This window comes from Calothrix sp. NIES-3974, from assembly GCF_002368395.1.
Taxonomy (GTDB): domain Bacteria; phylum Cyanobacteriota; class Cyanobacteriia; order Cyanobacteriales; family Nostocaceae; genus NIES-3974.
In genome coordinates this window covers 5,881,733-5,907,178 of sequence record NZ_AP018254.1, presented here as the reverse complement: position 1 = coordinate 5,907,178, position 25,446 = coordinate 5,881,733, and the positions used below count along the sequence as shown (strand labels likewise).

The 25,446-nt window shown below is 40.2% G+C and carries 21 protein-coding genes; 12 read left to right on the top strand and 9 right to left on the bottom strand.

Annotation, left to right across the window (positions count from 1 at the left end):
• Positions 1-43 precede the first annotated feature (43 nt).
• Entirely contained in the window at positions 44-1,750 is a 1,707-nt protein-coding gene (locus CDC37_RS23495; RefSeq protein WP_096625651.1) for a DUF262 domain-containing protein, read from the bottom strand.
• 209 nt (positions 1,751-1,959) lie between these two features.
• On the opposite strand from CDC37_RS23495, the gene carB reads away from it, so the two are divergent.
• Positions 1,960-5,217 (top strand): carbamoyl-phosphate synthase large subunit, encoded by a 3,258-nt coding sequence (gene carB, locus CDC37_RS23490; RefSeq protein WP_096625649.1) that lies wholly within the window; start codon positions 1,960-1,962, stop codon positions 5,215-5,217.
• A gap of 697 nt (positions 5,218-5,914) precedes the next feature.
• Positions 5,915-6,871 carry an RNA polymerase sigma factor, RpoD/SigA family gene (locus CDC37_RS23485; protein ID WP_096625647.1) on the top strand — a complete coding sequence of 319 codons (957 nt, stop codon included), beginning with the start codon at positions 5,915-5,917 and terminating at the stop codon, positions 6,869-6,871.
• Positions 6,872-7,059: 188 nt separating this feature from the next.
• On the opposite strand, the gene CDC37_RS23480 is transcribed toward CDC37_RS23485, so the two are convergent.
• Together CDC37_RS23480 and CDC37_RS23475 are read right to left on the bottom strand one after the other, a co-directional pair.
• Positions 7,060-8,442, bottom strand: coding sequence for a cobyrinate a,c-diamide synthase (locus tag CDC37_RS23480; protein ID WP_096625645.1), 1,383 nt, complete (start codon positions 8,440-8,442; stop codon positions 7,060-7,062).
• A 116-nt stretch (positions 8,443-8,558) separates the two neighbouring features.
• Complete coding sequence (locus CDC37_RS23475; RefSeq protein ID WP_096625643.1) at positions 8,559-9,704, bottom strand: anhydro-N-acetylmuramic acid kinase; 1,146 nt, start codon at positions 9,702-9,704, stop codon at positions 8,559-8,561.
• 431 nt (positions 9,705-10,135) lie between these two features.
• On the opposite strand from CDC37_RS23475, the gene hpsL reads away from it, so the two are divergent.
• From hpsL to hpsP, 4 genes are all read left to right on the top strand, one after another.
• The gene (gene hpsL / locus CDC37_RS23470; RefSeq protein WP_096625641.1) at positions 10,136-11,809 is read left to right on the top strand and encodes a hormogonium polysaccharide biosynthesis protein HpsL; all 1,674 of its coding nucleotides are present in this window, start codon (positions 10,136-10,138) and stop codon (positions 11,807-11,809) included.
• 102 nt (positions 11,810-11,911) lie between these two features.
• Positions 11,912-12,910 carry a hormogonium polysaccharide biosynthesis glycosyltransferase HpsN gene (gene hpsN / locus CDC37_RS23465; RefSeq protein WP_096625639.1) on the top strand — a complete coding sequence of 333 codons (999 nt, stop codon included), beginning with the start codon at positions 11,912-11,914 and terminating at the stop codon, positions 12,908-12,910.
• A gap of 557 nt (positions 12,911-13,467) precedes the next feature.
• Positions 13,468-14,706, top strand: coding sequence for a hormogonium polysaccharide biosynthesis glycosyltransferase HpsO (gene hpsO / locus CDC37_RS23460; protein WP_096625637.1), 1,239 nt, complete (start codon positions 13,468-13,470; stop codon positions 14,704-14,706).
• A 228-nt stretch (positions 14,707-14,934) separates the two neighbouring features.
• Complete coding sequence (hpsP, locus tag CDC37_RS23455) at positions 14,935-16,131, top strand: hormogonium polysaccharide biosynthesis glycosyltransferase HpsP (RefSeq protein ID WP_096625635.1); 1,197 nt, start codon at positions 14,935-14,937, stop codon at positions 16,129-16,131.
• Between the two features lie 46 nt (positions 16,132-16,177).
• Here hpsP and CDC37_RS23450 read toward each other — a convergent pair whose 3' ends face one another.
• The gene (locus CDC37_RS23450) at positions 16,178-16,459 is read right to left on the bottom strand and encodes a hypothetical protein (protein ID WP_096625633.1); all 282 of its coding nucleotides are present in this window, start codon (positions 16,457-16,459) and stop codon (positions 16,178-16,180) included.
• A gap of 301 nt (positions 16,460-16,760) precedes the next feature.
• Between CDC37_RS23450 and CDC37_RS23445 the strand changes: the two genes are divergently transcribed.
• Positions 16,761-17,513 (top strand): class I SAM-dependent methyltransferase, encoded by a 753-nt coding sequence (locus CDC37_RS23445; RefSeq protein ID WP_096625631.1) that lies wholly within the window; start codon positions 16,761-16,763, stop codon positions 17,511-17,513.
• A 102-nt stretch (positions 17,514-17,615) separates the two neighbouring features.
• On the opposite strand, the gene CDC37_RS23440 is transcribed toward CDC37_RS23445, so the two are convergent.
• Complete coding sequence (locus CDC37_RS23440; RefSeq protein ID WP_096625629.1) at positions 17,616-18,800, bottom strand: NAD(P)H-quinone oxidoreductase subunit H; 1,185 nt, start codon at positions 18,798-18,800, stop codon at positions 17,616-17,618.
• Between the two features lie 267 nt (positions 18,801-19,067).
• Positions 19,068-19,961, bottom strand: a complete 894-nt coding sequence (locus CDC37_RS23435) for a helix-turn-helix domain-containing protein (protein ID WP_096626595.1) — start codon at positions 19,959-19,961, stop codon at positions 19,068-19,070.
• Positions 19,962-20,291: 330 nt separating this feature from the next.
• Between CDC37_RS23435 and CDC37_RS23430 the strand changes: the two genes are divergently transcribed.
• From CDC37_RS23430 to CDC37_RS25360, 5 genes are all read left to right on the top strand, one after another.
• On the top strand, positions 20,292-20,906 hold the full coding sequence (locus tag CDC37_RS23430) for a TetR/AcrR family transcriptional regulator (RefSeq protein WP_096625627.1): 615 nt from the start codon (positions 20,292-20,294) through the stop codon (positions 20,904-20,906).
• 196 nt (positions 20,907-21,102) lie between these two features.
• On the top strand, positions 21,103-21,861 hold the full coding sequence (locus CDC37_RS23425; RefSeq protein WP_096625625.1) for a glutathione S-transferase family protein: 759 nt from the start codon (positions 21,103-21,105) through the stop codon (positions 21,859-21,861).
• Between the two features lie 218 nt (positions 21,862-22,079).
• Positions 22,080-23,771: a potassium channel family protein gene (locus CDC37_RS23420; protein WP_096625623.1), complete on the top strand. Its 1,692-nt coding sequence runs from the start codon at positions 22,080-22,082 to the stop codon at positions 23,769-23,771.
• 200 nt (positions 23,772-23,971) lie between these two features.
• The gene (locus CDC37_RS24635) at positions 23,972-24,139 is read left to right on the top strand and encodes a hypothetical protein (RefSeq protein ID WP_157780832.1); all 168 of its coding nucleotides are present in this window, start codon (positions 23,972-23,974) and stop codon (positions 24,137-24,139) included.
• On the top strand, positions 24,132-24,278 hold the full coding sequence (locus tag CDC37_RS25360; RefSeq protein ID WP_157780831.1) for a hypothetical protein: 147 nt from the start codon (positions 24,132-24,134) through the stop codon (positions 24,276-24,278). The genes CDC37_RS24635 and CDC37_RS25360 overlap by 8 nt, the downstream gene beginning before the upstream one ends.
• A gap of 118 nt (positions 24,279-24,396) precedes the next feature.
• On the opposite strand, the gene vapC is transcribed toward CDC37_RS25360, so the two are convergent.
• The 3 genes from vapC to CDC37_RS23405 all read right to left on the bottom strand — a co-directional run bounded on the left by vapC (position 24,397) and on the right by CDC37_RS23405 (position 25,362).
• The gene (vapC, locus tag CDC37_RS23415; RefSeq protein ID WP_096625621.1) at positions 24,397-24,807 is read right to left on the bottom strand and encodes a type II toxin-antitoxin system VapC family toxin; all 411 of its coding nucleotides are present in this window, start codon (positions 24,805-24,807) and stop codon (positions 24,397-24,399) included.
• The gene (locus tag CDC37_RS23410; RefSeq protein ID WP_096625619.1) at positions 24,804-25,004 is read right to left on the bottom strand and encodes a type II toxin-antitoxin system VapB family antitoxin; all 201 of its coding nucleotides are present in this window, start codon (positions 25,002-25,004) and stop codon (positions 24,804-24,806) included. Before CDC37_RS23410 ends, vapC begins: the two co-directional genes overlap by 4 nt.
• Before the next feature lie 103 nt (positions 25,005-25,107).
• Positions 25,108-25,362, bottom strand: coding sequence for a hypothetical protein (locus CDC37_RS23405; protein ID WP_096625617.1), 255 nt, complete (start codon positions 25,360-25,362; stop codon positions 25,108-25,110).
• Positions 25,363-25,446 lie beyond the last annotated feature (84 nt).

Below are 25,446 nucleotides of genomic sequence, written 5' to 3'. Positions count from 1 at the left end.
ATTTATACAGGTGCGATTGGCAGGCGATCGCCCTGTTTTTTACTCACAAAGAAAAATCAGACTTCCAGATGTGAACAGCCCTTTGTGCCAAGTATTTTTGTCGAGTTGCCAGTGTATTGAGATTCCATTCCTCCGCCAAAATATTTTGGGTTAATTTATACACACTCTGCTGGTAAACCTCTTGTTTGACTGGATATAAAGCATTCCCGATTTGCCGGTTTAAGGAAGGCTCTAGGGGAGTTAAATTACCAATACGGTAAACAATATCTTCTATTTGAGCATCCCTGGGAAAATTTTGCTGCCACTGGGTACTTGGTGATTCAGGTAAAATATGTTCAATAGAGAAGCTATCGATGTTAACATCTATACCTGATGCATCCATCTCTAGCTTGTACAAAATATAACGCACTAGTTTTTTCTTCTGTCCTCTAGTAGGAATTGCGAGTAAAGAAAAATCTTGGAGAAATTTCTCATTGGTCACATATACTGGACGAAGATAGACAAATGCTTGTTGAGGATTGTTCACTTCGCCGTTTGTAATTGCGATCGCCACCCGATTATACAAAGTTTCTAAATCATTCGGATTGAGCTTACTCACAACGACATACCTAAAAGAAATTACACACAAAAGTTTGAGTAAACGAGTAAAGTCTTCCGGGGTAAATCGTCCATAGGCAGCAAAGAGAATTGGGTATGCTTGCTTAACTTGAAATAGCTCAAGTTCACGGATATAGGGTCGGTTTTCTGGGGAATCACGCCAAAATTCATCGTGGGAATTACCGAGGGCAACAAAAATACTACTGTAGTCCTCCAGATGATCAAGTAATTCAAAAGCCTGGGAAGTATCTTTGACTGTTTCACGCACAGTCTTAAATAATCTTTCTTTTCTCACTCTAGTGTATTTCAAGCTGAGATAATATCGGAGGAATTCCGGAAACCTTTCCATCTCAACTGTATTAATAATTCTTCTCCATTGCCGAATCGCTTCTTGTAAATCATCCGGTCCTTGAAATAAGGAAAACAAATAGTTTTTCAATAAATCCGTTGAACTCAGTTCTATCCCTCTAGTATTTAATGTCTCAAAAACCGTATAGGCATTGAGTTCATCTTCAACATTGATTTGAATAAAAAGGAGTCTTTGGGCAATAGTATCAGTTAAAAAACCAGCTAATTTTTCCCCACTAACAACTACATCTGTAAGTTCTCCCAGATGATTGATAAAAAACTCCAAAGCCTGCCAAAGCAGCTGATTAGATTTGGACAGAGAGCGAATATTTATTGGTCTTCTCAGATTAATCAAATTACTTTGATAGAAATCATTATTATTTTCGTTAAGGCGAATTTTACTAGAATAACGCAGAGACCGAGGATTTTTATCACCCAAAAAAGTACGTTTTAAAATTTCTTGTCGTTCCCGATTAGCTTCCTTTTCCTCATCTTGATCGACTAATTTTTGAATCTGCTCAATTACAGCGATCGCAATCACACTCAGAGTTGCTAACTTTTGTTGACCATCAATAATTGTAAATTCCTGCTCGGAACCACTAGAGCTTTGCAGAACAATTGCTCCCATGTAATGACTAGCACCAGGGTTGTGATGAAGTGTGAAAATATCTTGCCATAGGTCTTCCCAATTCTCCTCGTTCCAGGAATAATCACGCTGAAAAGTCGGTACTCGGTAAATTTTGCCGTTACCAATTAATTCCCCAAAACTGGTAGTACGCGTGTCCAGTAGATTGATGCGAGCCATAAAGATAAAATGGATATAAAAATTTTTGCTTCCCTTCACCTTTTCCTTGTTGACAGGAAAGGCTTTGATGTAATAGTTTCCTGACTTAGTTGGGAGTATAATTATTTTGCGGTCAAGTTAAGAAAAATTGATAAGGATTTGAGTTGATCGGTACGAAACACCTTTAAAATAGTCAGGTTTGTATTCTCGTACTCCAATAGACTAACTATATGCCCCGCCGCAACGATCTGAGCAAAATTCTTCTCCTTGGTTCTGGACCGATTATAATTGGACAAGCCTGTGAGTTTGATTATTCTGGTACCCAAGCGTGTAAAGCGCTGCGTGAGGAAGGGTATGAGGTGGTGTTAATCAACTCGAATCCGGCAACGATTATGACGGATCCGGATATGGCTGACCGTACCTATATCGAACCATTAACCCCGGAGTTGGTGGAAAAGGTAATTGCCAAAGAACGTCCGGATGCTTTGTTACCGACAATGGGGGGACAGACGGCTTTAAATATTGCCGTTGCCTTGGCGAAAAATGGTGCTTTGGAACGGTATGGTGTGGAATTGATTGGTGCCAAACTTGCAGCGATTGAAAAAGCCGAAGACCGGAAGTTGTTTAATGATGCGATGGCGAAAATCGGCGTGAAGGTGTGTCCGAGTGGGACTGCTTCGTCATTGGAGGAAGCAAAGGCGATCGCAAAACAAATTGGTACCTATCCATTAATTATCCGTCCTGGGTTTACAATGGGGGGTACGGGTGGCGGTATTGCCTATAATGAGGAGGAGTTTGCCGAACTTGCCCAAGCTGGTTTAGATGCTTCTCCGGTTTCCCAAATCCTCATTGACCAGTCTTTGTTGGGTTGGAAGGAATATGAACTGGAAGTAATGCGGGATTTGGCGGATAATGTGGTCATTATCTGCTCGATTGAGAATTTTGACCCGATGGGTATCCATACGGGGGATTCGATTACGGTGGCTCCGGCACAGACGCTGACGGATAAGGAATACCAGCGTTTGCGGGATATGGCCATCAAAATTATTCGGGAAATTGGGGTGGAAACTGGTGGTTCTAATATCCAGTTTGCCGTTAACCCCACCAATGGGGATGTGGTGGTGATTGAGATGAATCCCCGGGTTTCCCGTAGTTCGGCTTTAGCATCGAAAGCGACGGGTTTCCCGATTGCCAAAATTGCCGCTAAGTTGGCTGTGGGTTACTGTTTAAATGAGATTCAAAATGATATTACGAAACAAACCCCTGCTTGTTTTGAACCGACCATAGATTACGTGGTGACGAAAATTCCCCGGTTTGCCTTTGAAAAATTCCCCGGTTCCGATCCGGTTCTGACTACCCAGATGAAATCGGTAGGGGAAGCAATGGCTATTGGTCGCACCTTTGCAGAATCCTTCCAAAAAGCCTTACGTTCCCTAGAAACAGGACGCGCTGGGTGGGGATGCGACATCAAGGAAAAGTTACCCAGTGGGGAACAAATCCGCGCTCAATTGCGTACACCGAATCCGGAACGGGTGTTTGCCTTGCGTCATGCGATGCTACTGGGAATCAGCAATGAGGAAATCTACGAGTTAACAGGGATTGACCCCTGGTTCCTAGATAAATTGCAGGAAATTCTAGATGTGGAAAAATTCCTCAAACGCACTCCCCTCAAACAAATCACTGCCGAACAAATGTTCGCTGTGAAACGTTATGGATTTAGCGATCGCCAAATTGCCTTTGCCACCAAAACCACTGAGGATGAGGTTCGTTCCTACCGACAAGGTTTGGGTGTAAATCCAGTTTACAAAACCGTTGACACCTGTGCTGCCGAATTTGCCGCCTATACCCCCTATTATTATTCCACCTACGAAAGTGAAACGGAAGTTTTACCCAGCGATAAACCCAAGGTGATGATTTTGGGAGGTGGTCCTAACCGCATCGGTCAGGGAATCGAATTTGATTACTGTTGTTGTCACGCTGCCTACGCCCTCAAGGATGCAGGTTACGAGACCATCATGGTCAATTCTAACCCAGAAACCGTCTCCACTGACTACGATACCAGCGATCGCTTATATTTTGAACCCCTCACCAAGGAAGATGTGATTCACATCATCGAAGCGGAAAAACCCGTCGGTATCATTGTCCAATTCGGTGGTCAAACTCCCTTAAAATTGGCTGTTCCCCTGCAAAAATATTTACAAGCTACCAATTCCAGTACCCAAATTTGGGGTACTTCCCCCGATTCCATTGATACAGCCGAAGATAGAGAACGATTTGAGAAAATTCTGCAACAATTACAAATAGACCAACCTGCCAACGGTACCGCTCGTAACTTTGAGGATGCTCTGGTGGTAGCCAAACGCATTGGTTATCCCGTAGTTGTCCGTCCTAGTTACGTCCTCGGTGGTCGAGCAATGGAAATTGTCTATTCCGATGCGGAACTGGAACGGTACATGAACTTTGCCGTCCAAGTCGAACCCGACCACCCCATCCTCATCGATAAATTCCTGGAAAACGCCATTGAAGTTGACGTGGATGCCATTTGTGATCACACGGGACAGGTGGTGATAGGTGGTATTATGGAACACATTGAGCAGGCGGGAATTCACTCAGGGGATTCGGCCTGTTCCTTGCCAGCCATATCCTTACCGCCAGCAATTCTGGATAAAATTCGCACCTGGACAACCCAATTAGCCCAAGCTTTGCAGGTAGTGGGGTTAATGAATATTCAGTTTGCCGTGGTGGGGACGCAAACCTACTCACCCCAGGTTTACATCCTTGAAGCCAATCCGAGGGCATCCCGCACAGTGCCCTTTGTATCAAAGGCAACTGGGGTGCAACTGGCGAAACTGGCTTCCCTGATTATGTCTGGTAAGACCCTAGGGGAGTTAGGATTTACCAAGGAAATCATCCCCAACCATATCGCCGTCAAGGAAGCCGTGCTACCCTTTAATAAATTTCCGGGTACAGACACCATCCTCGGACCAGAAATGCGTTCCACAGGGGAAGTAATGGGGATAGATAGTGATTTTGGTCGAGCCTTTGCCAAAGCGGAAATCGGAGCGGGAGAAAAATTACCCCTCGGTGGGACGGTGTTTGTCTCCATGAGCGATCGCGATAAGAATCTCGTTATCCCGATTGTTAAGGAATTAATCGATCTGGGATTTTCTGCGATCGCCACCAGTGGAACCCGTAAAGTCCTCCAGGAAAACGGTATAGATGTGGAATTAGTCTTAAAGCTCCACGAAGGTCGTCCCCACGTCCTTGATGCGATTAAAAACCGCAAAATTCAACTAATTATTAATACTCCCTCTGGAGAGGAAGCGCAAACCGACGCACGTTTAATTAGACGTACTGCCTTAATGTATAAAATCCCCATTATTACCACCATAGCCGGAGCCAAAGCCACAGCCGCAGCCATCCGCGCCCTGCAAAAAACGAATTTGGACGTGCGGGTGATTCAGGAATATTGTAGCAGTAAGCAGTAGGCAGTTGAAAAGAAGGCTTTTTCGTCGGTGATGGTGTAATTTTTCCCTGAACCCTAGCAGTGGTCTGTCCCATAGGTTCTAAGGAATTTTTAGTCGTGACTTTAGCCTCGAAAAAGCTTTATTTGAGAGCGCTACAGCGCTACTATGTGCCTTTCTTTACCTATCAAAATTAATGGGACAGACCACTACGCCCTACTCCCTACTGCCAATGTTTTATAAGATTCTCTTGACCGATAAATTAAGTTTTGCGAACAAACACTGACATTTTTTCAGAAAATATGGGGATTAGCCTATGGTATGGATAGGCAAAATGTTCTGTTCAAGACTGGGAAAATACCCTAATTTATAAGGTATACGTCCGATTTTCACCCAGAAAGATTTTTGTTGGACTATTTTCTAATAAATGTTACAATATTTAATGGAAGCAGAATTGAGTCAACGGATCAACCAGATCAAAATGTTCACTCGATTACCTTTTATCTAACTGAAGATACTTGTAAGTAGAGGCGAAAAGCTGTAACTTTAGGCAAATACAGAGATAAAAAAATATATATTTCTTGAGTGACAGCTACCACATCGCGAACGGGAATAGGGCAGACATTCAAAGGAATGTAGCCCTGTTTTTGGCTCGAATACATTTATTGACCAGAAATCCCACCCTAATTAATCAACCCTATAGTTACTTTAGATTCGCGCTATGAAGACCGCCCAGACACCCACAGACCTCGTGCGGACTTATCTGCGTGAGATTGGCAGAGTACCGCTCCTAACTCACGAGGAAGAAATACACTATGGCAAACAGGTACAGAGAGCAACAGCTTTATCGGAGATTCGGGATGAGTTGGCGACAAAGTGGGGACGACAGCCAAGTTTAGAGGAGTGGGCTGAAGTTGCAAACATCAAACCGGAGGAATTGAGATTAGCCCTTGCTGAAGGTGAAATCGCCAAGCGGAAAATGGTGGAAGCCAATTTACGGTTAGTGGTTTCGGTCGCCAAGAAGTACATTAAGCGGAATATGGACTTATTGGATTTAATTCAGGAAGGAAGTATCGGGATGCAGAGGGGGGTAGAGAAATTCGACCCATCCAAAGGGTACCGATTTTCCACCTATGCTTACTGGTGGATACGGCAGGCAATTACACGGGCGATCGCTGAAAAAGGTCGAACAATTCGCCTACCTATCCATATTACCGAAAAGCTGAATAAAATCAAGAAAGCCCAGCGACAATTATCTCAAAGACTCGGACATGCGCCTAGTATCAGTGAATTAGCAGAGGAACTCAAATTAACACCTGCTCAAGTGCGAGAATACTTAGAAAAATCTCGTTTACCGCTTTCTCTGGATTTACGGATGGGTGATAACCAGGATACGGAATTAGGGGAAATGTTGGAAGATGAGAATATTTGTCCGGAGGAATTTGTCACCCAATCAGCCCTTTCTGAAGATTTACAAACCATGATGGCGGACTTAACACCGCAACAGAGAGAAGTTATTTCCTTGCGATTTGGTTTAGCAGATGGGAATGCGATGACATTAGCCAGAATTGGTGAAGTATTGAATATTAGTCGGGAACGGGTTCGACAAATAGAACGGGAGGCTTTAAATAAGCTACGTAAAGCCCAAAATGGGATGAATGAGTATTTAGCCAGTTAATTAAGTGATAGATTTAATTTTGGCTTAATTTTGACCTACACCCTGATTAACAGAGACGTAAAATCGAAGAATTACGTCTCTTCTTTTTTATTTCAATTTTGGGTATTATGGAATGCCAATATGAATTGAAAATGTTACGTTGTGTCATTTAGAGACGTAGCGTTGCTACGTCTCTACGTTTCGATAAATTATTCCGCAACACCAAATTTTTGCGCCAAATCTAAAAAACGGTGGACAAAAGAGGGATTATTTCCCCAATGTGTGTGAATATAGGATGCGTGGAGATTAGCTGGTGTATGCCAACCTTCCTGAGCCACAAATTCCTCTGTATCAACCCGATAGGTTTGAAATAAAGGTGTGGAACTGAGATTTTTTAAATCAGAACGATGGAACTCGTGTCCGTAAATAACGTCACCAGGTTGACCGTATAGACTATTTTCCAAACAGATAGCCCGTCGATATCCCAACTTTAATTTTTGACCCATAATTGCTGTAGTTGGTAAAACACCAACCATTGGCCATTGATTACCGGCAAAATCAATAATCTGTTCACATAAATACATTAAACCTCCACATTCTGCAATTGTGGGCATCCCTGTAAAAATTGCTTGTTTGACAGCCAATATAGCTTTTTGATTAGCACTTAACTTTTCTGCAAACACTTCTGGAAAACCGCCCCCCAAGTACATTCCCTGGATATTTTCTGGTAATTCTGTTGCCGTTAATGGACTCCAAAATACCAATTCTGCACCCGCTTCTGCCAACAGATCAAGATTATCCTGATAATAAAAATTAAAAGCGCGATCGCGGGCAATTAATATTCTCACTTTTTGAGTAGAGGACACTATCTTGCTCTGGATTTCTGTCTTTATCTCTGAAGATTTAACTGCTAATAAAGGTAATAGTTTTTCCCAATCAAAACATGTATCAGCCAAATCAGCCAACCGTCCCATCACATGATCAATTTCTCCCAACTCTTCCGTCGGAACTAGTCCTAAATGACGGTTAGGAATCCGAATATCCGTCTCCCGACGCAAAACACCTAAAATCGGTAAACCAAAACCAGATAAAGCATCCTCAATAATTGCCAAATGGCGATCGCTGGCAACGGAATTCAGAATTAACCCTGCTATATTCAAGTTGGGGTGTAAAGTCGCAAAACCATGAGCAACAGCAGCTACCGAACCAGACATCCGACTACAATCCAACACCAGAGCAACAGGTGTATTAATTAACTTTGCCACATGAGCTGTACTTCCCCAAGGAATCCCCTTACCCCCGGAACCAATCACCCCATCAAATAAACCCATCACTCCTTCGACAACAGCACAATCCACATCCGCTAGATGTTGACGAAAACAGCTTTGTACGTAGACTTCATCAGTGAGTATTGGGTCTAAATTGCGACAAGCACGCCCCGTCACATAACTATGAAACATCGGATCGATATAATCAGGACCGACCTTGTAGGACTGTACTTTCCATCCCCGACGACGTAACCCAGCCAACAACATTAACGTAACCGTGGTTTTACCCACTCCACTACGTTCCCCTGCTATTACCAAAGCCATTTTGATTTACAAACCTAGAATACAGGATATAGGATACAGGAATAGCCTACATATACTGCTGATACAAAAAAATAGCTCATTCCTACTCCCTGTACAGACGACCCGACGGGTCGTCTCTACTCCCTATTGAAAACAGGGGGATGAATCTCACCTAAAATCACCTCGCGGGATGCTCCTGTGACTGCGGGCAAATTACCAGGTACGTTTTGATACCGCCAATATGCCAAAACTGCAAATGCGATCGCTTCTTTAAAGTCTGCACTCACACCAAAATCATCGGTGGTAACTACTGGTATGGGGTCTAATCCTGCTTGGAGCCGTGATTTGAGGTATAAATTTTTGCTTCCTCCTCCACATAATAAAACCCGGTCAGGCATAGAGGTTAAAAAAGCCTGATAATCATGGATTATGGACAAAGCGGTTAATTCGGTCAAACTTGCGAGGATATCTGCTGGTTCGAGATGATATTCGTCAGCATCGCGGAAACATTTTTCCAGGAAAGCAACACCGAATAATTCCCTTCCCGTGGATTTAGGGGGAACTTGATGAAAATACTCGTGTTGCAACCAGTTTTTCACCAATTGATCACAGGGTATACCTTGGGAAGCCCAATTTCCATTTTGGTCGTAGGTTTTTTCCCCATTTGTTAACTTGCTGACGGCTAAATCAATTAAACTGTTGCCAGGACCTGTATCCCAACCACGAATTCCTCCTAACCAGTCACCCTGAGCCGCAGGTAGATACGTAACATTACCAATACCTCCAATGTTTTGAATACATCTTGATTCTGTAGTATCACTTAATAAAGCCGCATCAACACGGGGAACCATTGGCGCTCCTTGACCACCACAGGCAATATCGGCAGCCCGGAAGTTACTAATTGTCATGGTTTGAGTGATATGGGCAATCAGGTCAGCCCGGCCAATTTGCCAACTATAGCCCAGGGATGCGTTCGGAGGGCGATGGTATATTGTTTGACCATGAGAGCCAATTAATTCGGCTGGAGGATGGCCAGATTGAATTTCCAACGCAGCTGTGGCAAAACAACTTGCGATCGCATCATCTAAATCTGCTAAGGCTGCCATTGTCAGTGGTTCTCCGGCACAGACTGCTAAAATTTGACTCCGTATCGTTTCTGGATAGGGAATAGTCGCACCCGCAATTAGATCCACTTGTATATCCAGATTTTCCCCTTCTATCTCAATTAGTGCAGCATCTATCCCATCGACGGAAGTACCGCTCATTAAACCGATTACACGCATTATTTGTAAATTTTATCGTTTAATTTGGCTGTATAGTTAATCTTCTTACTTGTTACATCTTTGTCAAGTCTATCCAGGAAGAATGTATAAGTATTTTGTTATTTTGGCGCAAAATATCATTTATATCGCCTCTATATTCGTAATTATACTGAATTTGGATGCATTTCGATTAACTTCGGGTATAACAGACTGGAGTAACATATTCCTGTAATAATTCAAAGACTTTTGTGTATGTTTATACTTGTTCTTCTAGGGCACAAAACAGTCACGAAATCTGTTTCACCTAATGTTAATAATTAAAATTTTTACCATTTGATTTCCAAATATAAATCATCAGATTTACCTAACGAGGAATTCATCGTCAATTTTTCAACCTAAATATTGCATTTTAAATTTTAATTTATCTTCCATTTATTGTTTATTTAAGTTGCATGTTTAAACCTAAGTCTCGCAGCAAAAAGAAGAAGTCTACCTCCAAAAATGAAGCCACTTTGACACTAAAGGAACAATTGGCAATTAAACGCAAAAAAATGCGGGAGCGCCAAGAATTAATCAGCTTTGCTAGTAAAACAATTGGTATTGGATTACTTTTAGGATTAATTTTATTTTTAGCAGTTGGAATTAAAGCAGCTATTCCCGGTGTCTTAGGGGTAGTGGTTATGGGTTTGTCCTACAAATACCCACGTCAAGCTTTAATTGGATTTATTATTTACGTACCTTTTGGGGGAACAATCACTTACTACATCGGTAATAGTCCAATTTTACAGTTAGCGAAAGATGCATTTTATATTCCAGCAGCGATTGGATTATTTCAGAATCTACAAAAACAACGTTTACCATTGATACTTCCCCAGGGAATTAAAACCCCCCTATTTATTTTATTAGGATGCTGTGGAATTACCTTTCTCCTCGCAAACGTCGCACAGCAGTTTAATCCACCTCCTGTAAAACCCTTCGCAGCACCAACGAAAGAATTTCCGATAGGAATGGGTATTTTAGGATTAAAAGTGCTTTTAGGTTATCTTCCATTTATTAGTTGCACCTATTACATGATTCGCAACAAACGGGATTTTTTAATGATTTCTCGTTTTCAAATCGTTTTAATTCTCAGTTGCTGTGTTTTAGGTTTAATACAGTATATTTTATTACTTACAGGTATTTGTGAAGGAACCGATCATTTAACAGGTGCAGACTTATTCAAAGCCACATTGGATGCACGGTGTTACTTTGGTGGTTCTCTAGTATACAGTCCGTCCCAGGGGATGATTCGGCTTCCTGGAACCTTTGTAGCACCTTGGCAATGGGCTTGGTTTTTAATTTCTAGTACATTTTTTACCTTTGCCACTGGATTTAGTGACCCATCCCTATTGTGGAGATTTATATCTTTGGGTTCAATGGCAATGGTGTTTGTTAATGCAGCCATTTCCGGACAACGTATTGCATTAGCATTGGTTCCCGCTTGTTTTGTATTGCAATTAATATTAACAGGACAAGTTGCTAACCTGAAAAAATTTGTACCCATTTTCGGAGGGTTAGTAGTGCTGTTAGGAGGTGCTATAGTTAGTAATCCAACAATCGTTCAAGAGCGTCTTGATAGCTTCATTAGTCGTTGGAATGCTTCTCCACCCTACGCATTTATTACTGAGCAATTCCATGAAAATTTGAAAAACGTTGCTGGACCCTTTGGAAGTGGTTTAGGAAGAGCAACTAATTCTGCACGAGCAATGGGAGAAACGAAGCTAGTTGAAACCTATTATCCCAAATTGATTTATGAAATTGGTATTGTGGGGATGATTGCTTTTTTAGTTTTAGTGACAATACTCACGATTATTTGTTGGCAAACAACAAGAAAGATAAAAAACCGTAATTTCCGTAGTTACGCTTCATCCATGTGGACGTTTATATTATTTATTAGTTACAACACATATTACTACCCACTCGATGTTGATCCGGTTGCTGTCTACTATTGGTTAGCAGCTGGAATTTTATTAAAACTACCAGAAATAGATAAATTAGAAGCAATTGAAGCTGCAAGGGTGCAAGCGACAGAGGAACAAGGTAAAAAAAGTAAATCTAGAATTAAAAGGAAGATGGTTAGTACCTAGTGGTTAATTTTTATCTGTAGAGATGTAGCAATGCCACGTCTCTACAACGTCATTTAATTTTAATTATTTAAATTTGCCTAAATATATAAATATCATTAAATTATGAATTTACCGAAAATATCTATTGTGATTCCTACCTATGGAAGGGAAGAACCTTTAATCAAAAGTATAGAAGATGCTCTCCATCAGGATTATCCTGACTATGAAATTTTAATAGTAGACCAAACACCACAACATCAACCAGAAACAGAATCCTATTTAACTAATTTAGCAAATCTTGGTAAAATCAAATGGTTTCGTATTAACTGGGCTAGTCTTCCTGGTGCAAGAAATTATGCAGTTCGTCGTGCAGATGGAGAGATAATTCTTTTTATTGATGATGACGTAGAAATGCAGCCAGGGTTTTTAAAAGCCCATGCCAAGAATTTTGAAAATCCCGAAATTGGTGCGGTTGCTGGTAGGGTTTTTGATAAAATGAAAATGGCAGATGCAGCCCAAGGACGTACCCAAGGGGAGGGAAATTATCAAATAATTGAATATCTACCTCCCCAAGCAATGGACCCCGGTATTGCTTGGTATTATATCGATTTAGTTCACACCGTTAAACCTCAACAGGTTTTAACTGCACGGGGTTGTAATATGTCGTTTAGACGGGATATTTTTATCAAACATGATATTTGGTTTGATGAGCGTTTTCGCGGGAGCGCAGTGAGAGAAGAATCGGATTTTTGTTTACGTTTACGCAAGACTGGCTACAAAATTTGGTATGACCCGGAAGCTTGTTTAGTTCATTTAGGTGAAGAGACGGGAGGATGTCATGATATCAGCACCCGTTCGACTAAATATCAATTAACTTTTTATCATAATCATTTTTTAATGGGTTTGAAAAACCTAACAGCAAACCAAGCATTACGTTTGTTTGCACGTTTATTTGATTGTCATGTTTTAGGTCGTCCACCTTGTCACAAAAGTGCTTCTCCGATTAAAGTTGTCACACGGGGTATTTTTTATATTTTAGGTTTTTTCAAGGCTGTATTTACTTTGATTAAATCCATTTGGAGTAATGGACAGGTTTACACTAAATTAGATAATCAAGCTTGAAAATGTAGGGAATAGGGAGTGGGGAGTAGGGAATGGAGGACGGGTAACATTATTCAAATTAGCAGGTTGAAACTATATGTTTGGTTGTGTCAAATAGTTATTTTCTAATCAGAATTACGTACTCGTTACGAAAAATCAGATGTTTGGGATTACTACGCAAGCAAGAAGCCGCTGCGTGTATACCTTACGTTGTCTTTGTGTAAGTCCTGTCTAAATTTCCAGATATAAACCTTGCATTTATTACAAACCTCTGGAAATTAGGGGATTTGGGAACGCGGGAAAAATTAATCTGTTACTTAATATTTACCACTTCGTGAGAAATACAAGAAATGTAATTAATTTGTTAATTTTTTATAACTTATGCAAGTGTCACAAAAATTCTGATTTTTGTTTTTATTAAGTGCTACCCTGCAAGGATGCACTCGTTGGAAGCGATATGCTAGGCGAATATAGCGCTGAATTTGAGAACTAAAGTCCTCACTACGAACTTAAAATCATATGCCAGTTACGTAAATCCTGTCTTTTTTATCTAGCTTTTAATCAAATTTTTTAATATTATGAAAATACTAGTCGTCAGTCATACTTATATTGTTGACCTCAATTGTGAAAAACTCAGAGTTTTAGCAAATTTAGAATCGGATATTCAAGTGACTGTGGTTGTCCCCCAGCGTTGGATTCCTGGAGGAGTACAAAATAAAATTATTGAAACCCAGTTTCGAGATGAAGGTAATTTTCGGATTGTTCCGGTTTCTAATTTTAGTCAAAATAACCAAGGATTACTTACCTTTGGAAGTGATTTAATCAAAATATTGCGTGAATTCAAACCGGATATCATCCAAGTTGAGCAAGGTTCTAAATCTCTTGCTTATGCAGAATTAATTACTTTGAATAAATTCTTAAATTTAAAAGCCAAAAATATCTTTTTCACTTGGTGGAATTTACCCTATGAACTTAAATTTCCCATCTCATTATTAGAAAAATATAATTTAGCTCATACCGACGGCATCATTTGTGGTAATCAAGATGGTGCGGATATCTTACGTCAACGTGGTTTTCAAAAACCAATTCAGGTAATGCCCCAATTAGGTGTAGATGAAGTTGTATTTGCACCGCGATCGCAACCAGAATTGATGGCTCAATATGGTTTACATCAGGATGATTTTGTCGTGGGTTTTGTCGGCAGATTTGTGCCAGAAAAAGGAATTATTACCCTGATTAATGCCTTAACTAAAATCCGCGATCGCCATTGGAAACTGTTATTACTAGGACGAGGGGAACTGAAGGATAAGTTATTGGAAATTGCTGTCGAAAATCAAATTCGAGATAGGGTCATTTTAGTGGAAAGTGTTCCCCATTCGGAAGTTGCTAATTACATTAATTTAATGAATGTTTTGGTCTTGCCTTCAGAAACAACCTATAAATTTAAAACTATGACTTCCGTCGGTTGGAAAGAGCAATTCGGTCATGTTTTAATCGAAGCAATGGCTGCAAAAGTACCTGTTATTGGTTCTGATTCAGGAGAAATTCCCCACGTAATTCATGATGCTGGTTTGATTTTTCCCGAAGGTAATGTGGATGAATTAGCTAGATGTTTATCTTGTATGATTGACGACCCAGAATTAAGACAGAATTTAGCAAATTTAGGTTACATGCGAGCAATGTCTAAGTATACCAATACCGCAGTCGCTAAACAGCAGCTACAATTCTATCGTCAGTTAATTGAGGATACGATTGTCAGAACAAAGAATACGGTTGACAGGATACAGAATACAGGAGAAATAAGTTTACCAATTTGAAACATGTAGATGTAGAGACGTAATATATTACGTCTCCGTCTCCACAAATATTCTGAATGCGTTGCAAACATTTTTAAATAATCCAAAATCCACCAAAATCTAAAATCCAAAATCCAAAATCTAAATATTACATCTTCATTTCCACATATATTGCATTTAATATTCTGAATGTGTTGCAAACATTTTTTATAATCCAAAATCCAAAATCCATTCCGTTCTCACAGCAAAATGAAAATATTACAAATCGTCCCCTCAATTTCTTTAATTTATGGTGGTCCAAGTCAGATGGTTTTGGGTTTAGCACCAGCTTTAGTTCAAACCGGGGTAGAAGTAACAATTTTAACAACAGATAGTAACGGCGATCGCGGTCAAGCTCCTTTAGATGTACCCTTAAATCAGCCGATAGAACAGGATGGGTACAAAATTATCTATTTTCGCTGTTCCCCCTTTCGTCGCTACAAGTTTTCCCTATATTTATTGCAATGGCTGGACAATCACGGTGACGAGTATGATATTGTCCATATTCATGCTTTATTCTCCCCCGTGAGTAGTTTTGCTGCATGGGTTTGTCGTCGAAAAAATATTCCGTATATTTTGCGACCATTAGGAACCCTTGACCCCGCAGATTTACGTAAAAAAAAGCGACTAAAACAAATCTATGCAGCAGCAATTGAAAAAGCCAACATTGCTCAAGCAGCAGGGATACATTTTACCAGTGTAGAAGAAGCTAAGATTTCCCATCGCTTTGGTGTCACCACAAGGGACATTATCCTTCCTTTAGGGGTAAATCCGGGGGTTTGTGTCGGGGAAAATTCCATTCGCGTAGATTTTGGGATTGGGGAAGATTTACCGATAGTTTTATTTATGTCACGGATTGACCCCAAAAAGGGTTTAGAGATTTTAATCCCTGCACTGGAAAATTTAATTCAAGCTGGAATCAAATTCCATTTTATTATGGCTGGGACAAATCCCCAAGACCCGGAATACGAACAAAAAATTCAAACTAGAATCCATACTTCCAGCTTGCGATCGCACTCTACCATAACTGGTTTTGTCACGGGTACGCAAAAGTCAGCCTTACTCCAAGCTGCGGATTTGTTCGTTTTACCATCCTACTATGAAAATTTTGGTATTGCCGTCGCGGAAGCAATGGTGGCTGGTGTTCCAGTGGTAATATCAGACGGGGTACATATTTGGTCAGATGTCCGCAACTGTAACGGAGGTTGGGTCTGTCACAACGACATTCAGGAATTAACCCAGCAACTTAGTCTAGCCTTGACAAACCCCCAGGAACGACAGGAACGGGGACGCAATGCCAGAGAATATGCCCTAAACCACTATAGTTGGAGTGCGATCGCTCAACAACTCATCCAAGTATACAGCGATTTGATTTCACATAATTCCAGAAACACAGGGAATCGCTAGAGACGACCTGTCGGGTCGTCTGGAGAAGTCGGGTTTCTTCTCCTCCCTACTCCCGTCTCAAAAACTCGATTTTCGGAAGCAGAGGATCTTCTACTATCCCCACCCCTATAAATCCCCAACGTTTCAACAGACCGGAAATTTGATAACCAGGAATAGATTCCACACCAAGTTTTACTGCTAACTCTCCAGCATGGGTATTTAAGTAGCTCAAAGCATCAAAATTCTCCTTAAAAATCAGTAAATATCCTGATTCACTATCATCAGGACGTGCTGTCAGATACTTCCCATCAGTTTTAGAACGAATTAAATAATAAGTTTCCGAAAACATCTTTAACCAGAATTTTGACCAGAATTAATTTCCCCAATTTAACATATTGACTACTAACTCCATTTTCTCCATCATCTGGATCAGGGAAAGATGCTGCGAGAAATCGGATTTTTGTATATATATTTACCATAGATGGTAAACTGTTGAGCGCCTAAGTTATGTAGAACAAGCGCACGACAGTAAATTAGTATTTTAGCTTTATATACATTTAACTGCACATTAGCAGATAAATCACGATGAGAAAAAGAAACTGATGAAATTTTCAATTTATGTACTTATTATTTAATTTCCCAGAGGATATATGTCAACTGAAAACAAATTCATTCAGCGATTTTCCGATAAAGCTGAAAATTATCACCAATATCGACCGGGATATCCCCATGCAGCCATTGATCAAATCTTGAAAGATTTACCAATTAATTCCCAATTTATCGCCGCAGATATTGGTGCAGGTACAGGTATTTCTGCCAACTTACTTGCACAAAAAGGTATACAGGTGATTGCAGTGGAACCAAATGCAAAAATGCGTGTGATCGCCCAACCCCATCCTCTGGTAAAGTATGTGGATGGTCATGCGGATAAATTGAATTTTGCCGATAATTCCATTGATTTAATTACCAGCTTCCAAGCCTTTCATTGGTTTCCTCCGGAAGCAAGTTTAAGGGAATTTGCTCGTGTTCTTAAATCTTCCGGTAGACTTGCTTTGGTTTGGAATGATTTAGATACTAATCACCTATTTTCTGGTGAATACTACAAAATAATTAGAACAGTTGCTGACAACTCCACCCCAGAACAATTATGGACTGCGATCGCTCCTTTAACAACAAGTAGTTTATTTACCAATTTGCAGTTATATATATTCCCAAATATCAAAAAATATAACCAAGAGTCACTAACAGGTTTAGTCAAAAGTATTTCCTGGTTTCCCAGTGATGTGAATATTCAACAACAGATTTTCTCCCAATTATTGAATTTAATTTCCCAGCACAGTGATGAAGATGGATTTGTGGAATTACACCATTGCACCCGTGTATATACTGCAAATCTGGCATAATTCATAATCATCAGGTTATTGATATCATAAAATTAATATGAATTCAAAAAACAGAATATGAGACGCGATGTATCGCGTCTCCACAAAAAAATTATCTGTTGCTCAACGGTCAACCGACCCCATCACCACATCAATACTTCCCAACACCACAAAAATATCTGCCACCTTCAAACCCTTAATTAATTGCGGTAAAACCTGTAAATTATTGTAATCACCTGGACGAATTTTCCAACGCCAAGGAAAGATATTATCATCACCAATTAAATAAATCCCTAACTCTCCTCGACCAGATTCCACCCGCACATAGATTTCACCTTGAGGAATTTTAAAAGTAGGTGCAATCTTTTTCGCAATATACTGAAAATCAAAGTCATCCCACACCGATTTTTTCCCCGCAGCAATTCGTTTTGCTTCTAAATTTTCATATGCACCACCGGGTAATTTTTGTAATGCTTGATGAATAATTTTCACAGATTCACGCATTTCCCCAATCCTGACCAAATAGCGTGCTAAACAATCTCCCCGACTATCCCATTGTACTTCCCAATCAAAATCGTCATAGCACTCATAATGGTCGACTTGACGTAAATCCCATTTTACCCCCGAAGCACGTAACATTGGTCCAGAAACACCCCAATTAATAGCTTCCTCTCGACTTAAAAAGCCAATTCCTTCCAACCGACGACGGAAAATCGGATTATGATTAATTAATTTTTCATACTCATCAATTCTTGGCAAAAAACAATCACAAAAATCCTCACATTTATCCACCCAACCATAGGGTAAATCTGCTGCAACTCCACCAATCCGAAAATAATTATGATTCACCATCCGATAACCAGAAACGGCTTCGTACAGGTCTAAAATCATTTCCCGTTCACGTAAAGTATAGAAAAAAGGAGTTTGCGCACCCATATCCATCACAAATGGACCTAACCACAGTAAATGATTGACAATTTGCGCTAATTCCAACATAATCACTCGAATATAACTAGCACGTTTTGGAACTGTCACTTGAGCTAGTTTTTCTACTGCATTTACCGTTACTGCTTCATTAAACATTCCCCCATAATAATCCCAACGACTAACATAGGGAACATACATAATATTGCTACGGTTTTCGGCAATTTTTTCCATTCCTCGATGTAAATAACCGATGACTGGTTCACAATCAATCACATCTTCCCCATCCAAGGTGACGATAATCCGAAAACAACCATGCATAGAAGGATGTTGGGGACCGAAATTGATGACCATCGGTTCGGTTTTCGTTTCAATTCTTGTCATATTTCGATTTTAGATTTTGGATTACGAAGAATTATAAGCTCTGCAAACTATGAATTTAAAACGCTTACCCTGTATTTCTCACGAGTGAGTAACAAGCATTGAGTAACAGGTTAATTTTCCTGCTACTCCCTACTCCCCACTCCCTATAATTTTTAGGGGTTTGCTCCAAATCCGGGGTTAAGTCTTATCTATAAAATATGCAAAAACAGCAGTTTCCTGTCTTCCAGAAAATTCCGATTTTTAACAGATTCTAGTTATTTGTAGCTATTACTTGACAAATTTCTTGGGTGTTGTCCCGACAATACGCTTGAAGTGAAAATTTAAATGACTTTGATTGGCAAAGCCAACTATATGAGCAATTTCACAAATAGTTATATTCCCTTGTAGAAGTAATTGCTTGGCTTTTTCAATCCGACAGCGAATTACATATTGATGGGGTGTCATTCCCATTGATTGCTTAAATTGCTGACAGAAATAATGGGGACTCATGTGTACTAATTCTGCAATTTCTTGTAAACCTAAATCCCGATCCAAATAGGAATTGATATAATTTATAACTTGCTGAAGCTTACCCTTTGATAAACCGTGACTATATTCTGTCAACACAGATTTGTGACTAGCATAATGTTGTAGCAAATGCACCGACAATGCATTGATCATTGTTTCTGCATATAACCGACTACCAACAGGATTGGTCACGAGAACATTTTTTAAAGCCAGTCCAATTTGATAAACTAAGGGGTCAGGAGTAGAAAAACAGGGTAGTAATTCCACTGAAGACGATATTTTCGCTTCCGCTACCACTCGGTCAAATATCTGGGTTTCCATTGCCAAAATGATAAAATCCCCTTCCTCATCCCAGGTTGCTTGTTGACTCACATGGGCTGGATTGACGACAATACTACCACCAGCAACTGCATCCAGACGCTTTTTCCCATCTAATTTGCGTTGGGCATGAATTATGCGATCGCCATGTGTGAAAATACAAATACCATGCCATCGGGGTGTAGCCATTTCTGGTGTTGCAAAGGCTGGTTGACACATGTAAGCCAATCCAAAACCATCCCAATTCGTCTCCAAGCTGGTTAAAATTGGTGGACGTGGGTATACCCCTAAAGCCGTTTCCTCTGTGGTAAAAATGATCGGTTCTTCTGGTGACATAATTGCTACCCCTGCATTGACTGGCAATCTTTCCCAGAAGTATTCCTCTACCACTGTTGATACCAGCTACAGAATTCTAGCTCAAGTCAAGAATTTCTCTCAAGTTTCAAGTTCAGTCGGCTTTTGTCTTTTTCAACCCATTCAATCCAAAACCTAAAATTTACAGCAGTCCGAGCGGGATTTGTGAAATATTACATGTAGGATTGTTAACGGTTGACAGTTACCAGTCATCAGTCAACGGCACGCTATTTTTCACAACTTAAATCGGATTGCTGTATATAATTCGTGTTATCATCAAACCGAATGGTCTGATACCCAAAAACACCCATGATGTCTAGAGGTGAAGCTACTAGAGCCATGATTATCGAAAAATCCGCAGCCTTGTTTAATCAACAGGGTTACGCAGGTGCATCGATGTCGGATATTATGCGTGTGACGGGATTAAAAAAAGGTGGAATATACAACCATTTTCACAGTAAAGATGATTTAGCTTTACAAGCTTTTGATTATGCAATTTCCCAAATTCAAAAACGCTATCGTTTAGCTTGGACATCTAAACGTCATGCAGTGGACAGGATATTAGCTATTGTGGATGAGTTCCAAATTTATGTGAATCATCCAGAAGATCCGATTATGAAAGGGGGTTGTCCGTTATTAAATACTGCAATTGAAAGTGATGATGCTCATCCAGCGTTGAAACAAAAGGCGATTCAAGCCATGAATTCGTGGCGACAACTGTTTCGTCATTTGATTAAAAAAGGTATCGAAAAAGGGGAAATAAAAGCCAATGTGGATGGAGATGAAATTGCATCTATTATTATTTCTACCTTGGAAGGTGCTGTGATGATGAGTAAGTTGTATGGTGATTCGATTCATGTGGAAAGGGCTATTCGTCATTTACATGAATTCCTCAATTTGCAGTTAAGGAGGGGAATTAATGATTAATAATCTAGAATACAGGGGTTGGAAAAGGTTTATCGGAGTATTTTCGGCTTTGTCGGTAGAGGTTATGTTCTGAAACGGTTCGAGTATTTGTTCAGATAATAGCTCTTTTTATTTACCCTAAAAAAGACCAGTCGGTCTGAATATTTTTATCCCGTTGAAGTTTGTTTATTCAAGTGTAATAAAATAGGTATTTTCTATGTCGTTACAAAAGCCTTTACGTTTGATTACAATTTCCGTGAGCCACTACTGTGAAAAAGTTCGATGGGCTTTAACAAAATTAAATATTCCCTATGTAGAAGAAGCCCATATACCACCATTTCATATACCTATAGCAAAGAGTTTAGGTGGTAAATTAACACCGATTTTAGTTATGGAAAATCAAGTTATTCATGATTCGACAAAAATTTTACAATATTTAGATACAATCGTCGCGGATGAGAGTAAATTATTTCCAATTCAGCCAGAATTACGCAAGCAAGTAGAAGATTTAGAAAACCTTTTTGATGAAGAATTGGGAATTACAGCAAGACTTTGGGGATATTCCCATACGATTAATCAACCGCAATTAATTAAACAAGCTTGGTGTCGAGATGTACCAGTATTGGAAAAACTGTTATTCCCATTTACATTTCCAATCGTCAAAAAAGTGATAAAAACAAACTTTGAAATTAATGATAATTCCCAGAATGAAGCTTATACGAAAATCCAGGAAATATTGACAATGGTAAGTGATTTAATTGCTGATGGGAGAAAATATTTAGTGGGTGATAAATTTACTGCTGCTGATTTAACTTTTGCAGCCCTGGCAGCACCATTTTTATTACCACCAGAACATCCGAAGCGTCGTCCTAATATGCAAGATTTACCGCCAAAAATGTTAGCTGAAATTGAAGAATTTAGACAAACAGCAGCCGGAAAGTTTGGTTTACGGTTGTATGGAACAGAGAGGTTTTAAAAATCTGCCTACTCCCTACCCTCACGAAAAGACTTTTCCGCAGACCCGACTTCAAAGTTTCGGAATAACTTTAAGGTCAAATCAGAGTGACATACTTGCTACTGTCAAAATCCGGTGATTTTTCCATAATTAGTCGCAATCAATAAATTTGAACATTTGAGATTGATTTGAGATTGTAGATTCGTGGATTTGGGATTTAATCAGTAGCCGATATTTTTATGAAACCTCGGATAATTGTTTGCGGATTAGGACGAACGGGATATAAGATATTTCGTTTGTTACGTCAACAGGGTGCGCAAGTTGTGGGAATTCACCATCGGCAAATTCCTGGGGAAACACGGGGTGATGTGATTGTGGGGAATCTTTCTGCTGCTGCAACCCTCAAAGCTGCGGGAATTGAACAGGCTAATACCCTAGTTATCGCAGGTCCGGACGATGCATTAAATTTGGCAGTGATGATGCAAGCGCGGGTTTTGAATCCAACAATTCGGGTTATTAACCGCTTTTTTAATACTAGCCTGGGTGAACGTCTGGATCAAACTTTGCCAGAGCATTTAAGTATGAGTGTAGCAGGTTTAGCCGCACCCGTGTTTACCTTTGCGGCGATGGGAAATAAGGCAATTGGACAAATCAAATTATTCCAGCAAACTTGGCCAATTCACGAGGTGAATATCGACGCAAATCACCCCTGGATTGGTTGTAAACTCCAGGATTTATGGGAAAATCGCAGTCGTTTATTTATATATTACTTACCTGCTCAGGGTGATCTAGATTTAGTGTCCGCAGTGATGACGGGTGTTAGATTAAAAGCAGGCGATCGCCTAATTGTTGCGACCCAACCGAAAACCGGGTCAAAGCGTAAATTCCTGCTGCGCAAATTTTTCAAGATTTTAACTCATATTCGTCAGTTTCAAGAACATGCACGTTCGGTTGTCATCGGTGCATTAGTTGTGTTAATGATTATCCTGGTGGCAACAGTGACCTACATGTCCACCGAATTGAAATTATCCGTCATCGATGCTCTGTATTTTTCCGTGGGAATGTTAACTGGTGCTGGGGGTAATGAAAAAGTTGTGGAAAATGCACCGGAAAGCATCAAATATTTTACAGTTGTAATTATGCTGGTGGGAGCGATCGCGTTTGGTATTTGGTATGCTCTGCTCAACGATTTTGTTCTCGGTAGTCGCTTTAAGCAATTTTGGGATGTTGCGCGTGTTCCCCTGCGTCACCATTTTATCGTGTGTGGTTTGAGTGGTACTGGGATTAAAATTGTCCAAACTCTACATGGAAGTGGCTATGAAGTCGTCGTCATTGAACCCGATGCCAACAACCGTTTTATCAACATGGTCAGGGGGTTAGGAATACCAGTAATTCATGGTGATGCGAGTTTTCCGACAATGCTGAAGGCTGCGAATCTGGAATCTGCGGTTTCTCTGATTGCCGTTAGTGGTGACGATGCGAGTAACCTGGAAATTGCCCTCAACGCCAAAGCCATCACCCCCAATGTACCCATTATCGTGCGTTATGCTGACCCCGATTTTGCGAGAATAGCCCAACAGGTGTTTGATTTTGATGCTGTGCTGAGTCCTGCGGAACTTGCTGCACCAGCCTTTGCCGCAGCAGCTTTAGGGGGACGGGTAATTGGTAATGGGATTACCTCCGATCGACTGTGGGTCGCGATCGCCACTGTCATCACTTCCACCCATCCCTTCTGTTGTCTGAGCGTCCAAGATGCAGCCATGAATGCCAATTTTGTCCCCCTCTACGTCGAAACCCAAAATAGTACTATTCATGGTTGGGAACTACTTAGATTTAACCTTTGCCCCGGCGATATTTTATATTTAACCATGCCTGCTACCCGATTGCATACCCTTTGGCGCTATCGTACTCCCTATCCCATGGCCAGTTGAAATCCTATGCAGCGTGGGTCATTATGTTGTTTTTGTAACTGTCCCAGTAGCTGGGATTAATTTCAGTCATAAACTATCCTTATTACAAGATTCCCCAAAAACTGATCACTGCGAATATTTTTCTTATTTTCTAATACTAACTCCTTCTACAGCAATCCGATTTAAGTCGTGAAAAATAGCGTGTCGTTGACTGATGACTAGTGACTGTTAACCGTCAACCATCAATCATTAACAACCCTACATTTAAGATTTTACACATCATTGGTAGCATCAATGGAGCAATTACGGGTGTGCAGATGGTTCGGATTTTAGGTGTTAGTTATACTTTGCACGGCTATACACTGAGGTTTGACTTAGAAGGTGGTTAATAGTTGGCTATTGAATGTGTTGACGCTTTCTGAGGTCAGTCAGGCTAATTTAAAGTTCCTTCTACCTGCGATCGCTGACAAACATCTCACCTGTGAGCGATCGCTTGGTTATTCACATCTACAATTTCAGAAAAGATAGATGATGGCTACCGACATCACGACTAAAATTAAAGCTATGCGTCAGTAATCTCCACAATGATGACGTTGCGTGTGGCTATCGAGACCAATATCCAATATCTGGATTGTCAAGATGATATCTAAGTGTCAATAGGCAATAGAATAATCGGGATATATGTCCGAAAAGTGTAAAAATCATTATCAGTAGTCAGGATGCTGTAGCTTCGACGATGAGCAACAGCACAAATCAAAAAATCAGTATTTGAACCCTGAATACCATTGCTGCGACAGGTATTAAAAAACTCTGCGGCGAGTTCGTAGTCTTCAGCTATGAGTTCTAAATCTGGGAAAGCTCGCAGGTAATCTCGCAGACGGGTAAACTGTTCAAAATTGCGGATTCCAGAAAGAATTTCTTGGCGAATTGACCCTAGCAAAGCAACTTGGTCGTCAGTGATTAAATTCTGCAATATTGTGACGGCAGGGGAAGAATCGGGTGGCGTTCTCCGACGCAGAGCCAGTGACCAAACAGAAGTATCGACAATTACACTCATGTTTGCTGACGTTGGTGTTTGTAGTCATAGCCTTCGTCATAATCGATAGTATTAAAAAGTTCTAACACTTTCAGCCGCTTACGACGTTGAATATATTCGCGCAGTGCTGTTTCCACCAGAGAATCAATGCTCACCTGGTCGTCAAGTGCTAATGCCTCTTGTAGTAAAGCTTCGTTGATGTTAAGGAGTGTAGCCACAATTAATTCTGAGATCACAACTGACTAAATTGATAGTAGCGCAATCTGTTAGGAGTGATCGCTATAACTCGACTGGCTGGAACTGTAAATTTACAAATATTGGTCATTGCCCAGCCTGAGTACGTTTTTCTTGGAGTTTTTTTCTTAAACCTGAAAATAGTTCTTCCGCATCCACAAATTCACCTCTATTAGCTGCTGCAATTCCTAGATTAATTTCCTGCTGTAATTCTTGAAATTTTCCTTGATATAAAAGTTCCCATTCATCGTTTTCTAGTAGATTAATAAAGGCTAATACCTGGTGTTGTTTTTCTGGTGACAATACCCGTACTTTTTCTGCAATAGTTTTTTCAATATTCATATAATTCGCTTCCTTTTCTCAAAAGCATTTTCATTATTTGCTAAACATAATTTTCTTTAATTCTACATAAATTTCAGCCGCTTG

Excerpts from the sequence above, each read along its gene's own strand:
- CDC37_RS23495 (WP_096625651.1), bottom strand. The coding sequence starts at position 1,750 with ATGGCTCGCATCAATCTACTGGACACGCGTACTACCAGTTTTGGGGAA.
- carB (WP_096625649.1), top strand. The coding sequence starts at position 1,960 with ATGCCCCGCCGCAACGATCTGAGCAAAATTCTTCTCCTTGGTTCTGGA.
- CDC37_RS23485 (WP_096625647.1), top strand. The coding sequence starts at position 5,915 with ATGAAGACCGCCCAGACACCCACAGACCTCGTGCGGACTTATCTGCGT.
- CDC37_RS23480 (WP_096625645.1), bottom strand. The coding sequence starts at position 8,442 with ATGGCTTTGGTAATAGCAGGGGAACGTAGTGGAGTGGGTAAAACCACG.
- CDC37_RS23475 (WP_096625643.1), bottom strand. The coding sequence starts at position 9,704 with ATGCGTGTAATCGGTTTAATGAGCGGTACTTCCGTCGATGGGATAGAT.
- hpsL (WP_096625641.1), top strand. The coding sequence starts at position 10,136 with ATGTTTAAACCTAAGTCTCGCAGCAAAAAGAAGAAGTCTACCTCCAAA.
- hpsN (WP_096625639.1), top strand. The coding sequence starts at position 11,912 with ATGAATTTACCGAAAATATCTATTGTGATTCCTACCTATGGAAGGGAA.
- hpsO (WP_096625637.1), top strand. The coding sequence starts at position 13,468 with ATGAAAATACTAGTCGTCAGTCATACTTATATTGTTGACCTCAATTGT.
- hpsP (WP_096625635.1), top strand. The coding sequence starts at position 14,935 with ATGAAAATATTACAAATCGTCCCCTCAATTTCTTTAATTTATGGTGGT.
- CDC37_RS23450 (WP_096625633.1), bottom strand. The coding sequence starts at position 16,459 with ATGTTTTCGGAAACTTATTATTTAATTCGTTCTAAAACTGATGGGAAG.
- CDC37_RS23445 (WP_096625631.1), top strand. The coding sequence starts at position 16,761 with ATGTCAACTGAAAACAAATTCATTCAGCGATTTTCCGATAAAGCTGAA.
- CDC37_RS23440 (WP_096625629.1), bottom strand. The coding sequence starts at position 18,800 with ATGACAAGAATTGAAACGAAAACCGAACCGATGGTCATCAATTTCGGT.
- CDC37_RS23435 (WP_096626595.1), bottom strand. The coding sequence starts at position 19,961 with ATGTCACCAGAAGAACCGATCATTTTTACCACAGAGGAAACGGCTTTA.
- CDC37_RS23430 (WP_096625627.1), top strand. The coding sequence starts at position 20,292 with ATGTCTAGAGGTGAAGCTACTAGAGCCATGATTATCGAAAAATCCGCA.
- CDC37_RS23425 (WP_096625625.1), top strand. The coding sequence starts at position 21,103 with ATGTCGTTACAAAAGCCTTTACGTTTGATTACAATTTCCGTGAGCCAC.
- CDC37_RS23420 (WP_096625623.1), top strand. The coding sequence starts at position 22,080 with ATGAAACCTCGGATAATTGTTTGCGGATTAGGACGAACGGGATATAAG.
- vapC (WP_096625621.1), bottom strand. The coding sequence starts at position 24,807 with ATGAGTGTAATTGTCGATACTTCTGTTTGGTCACTGGCTCTGCGTCGG.
- CDC37_RS23405 (WP_096625617.1), bottom strand. The coding sequence starts at position 25,362 with ATGAATATTGAAAAAACTATTGCAGAAAAAGTACGGGTATTGTCACCA.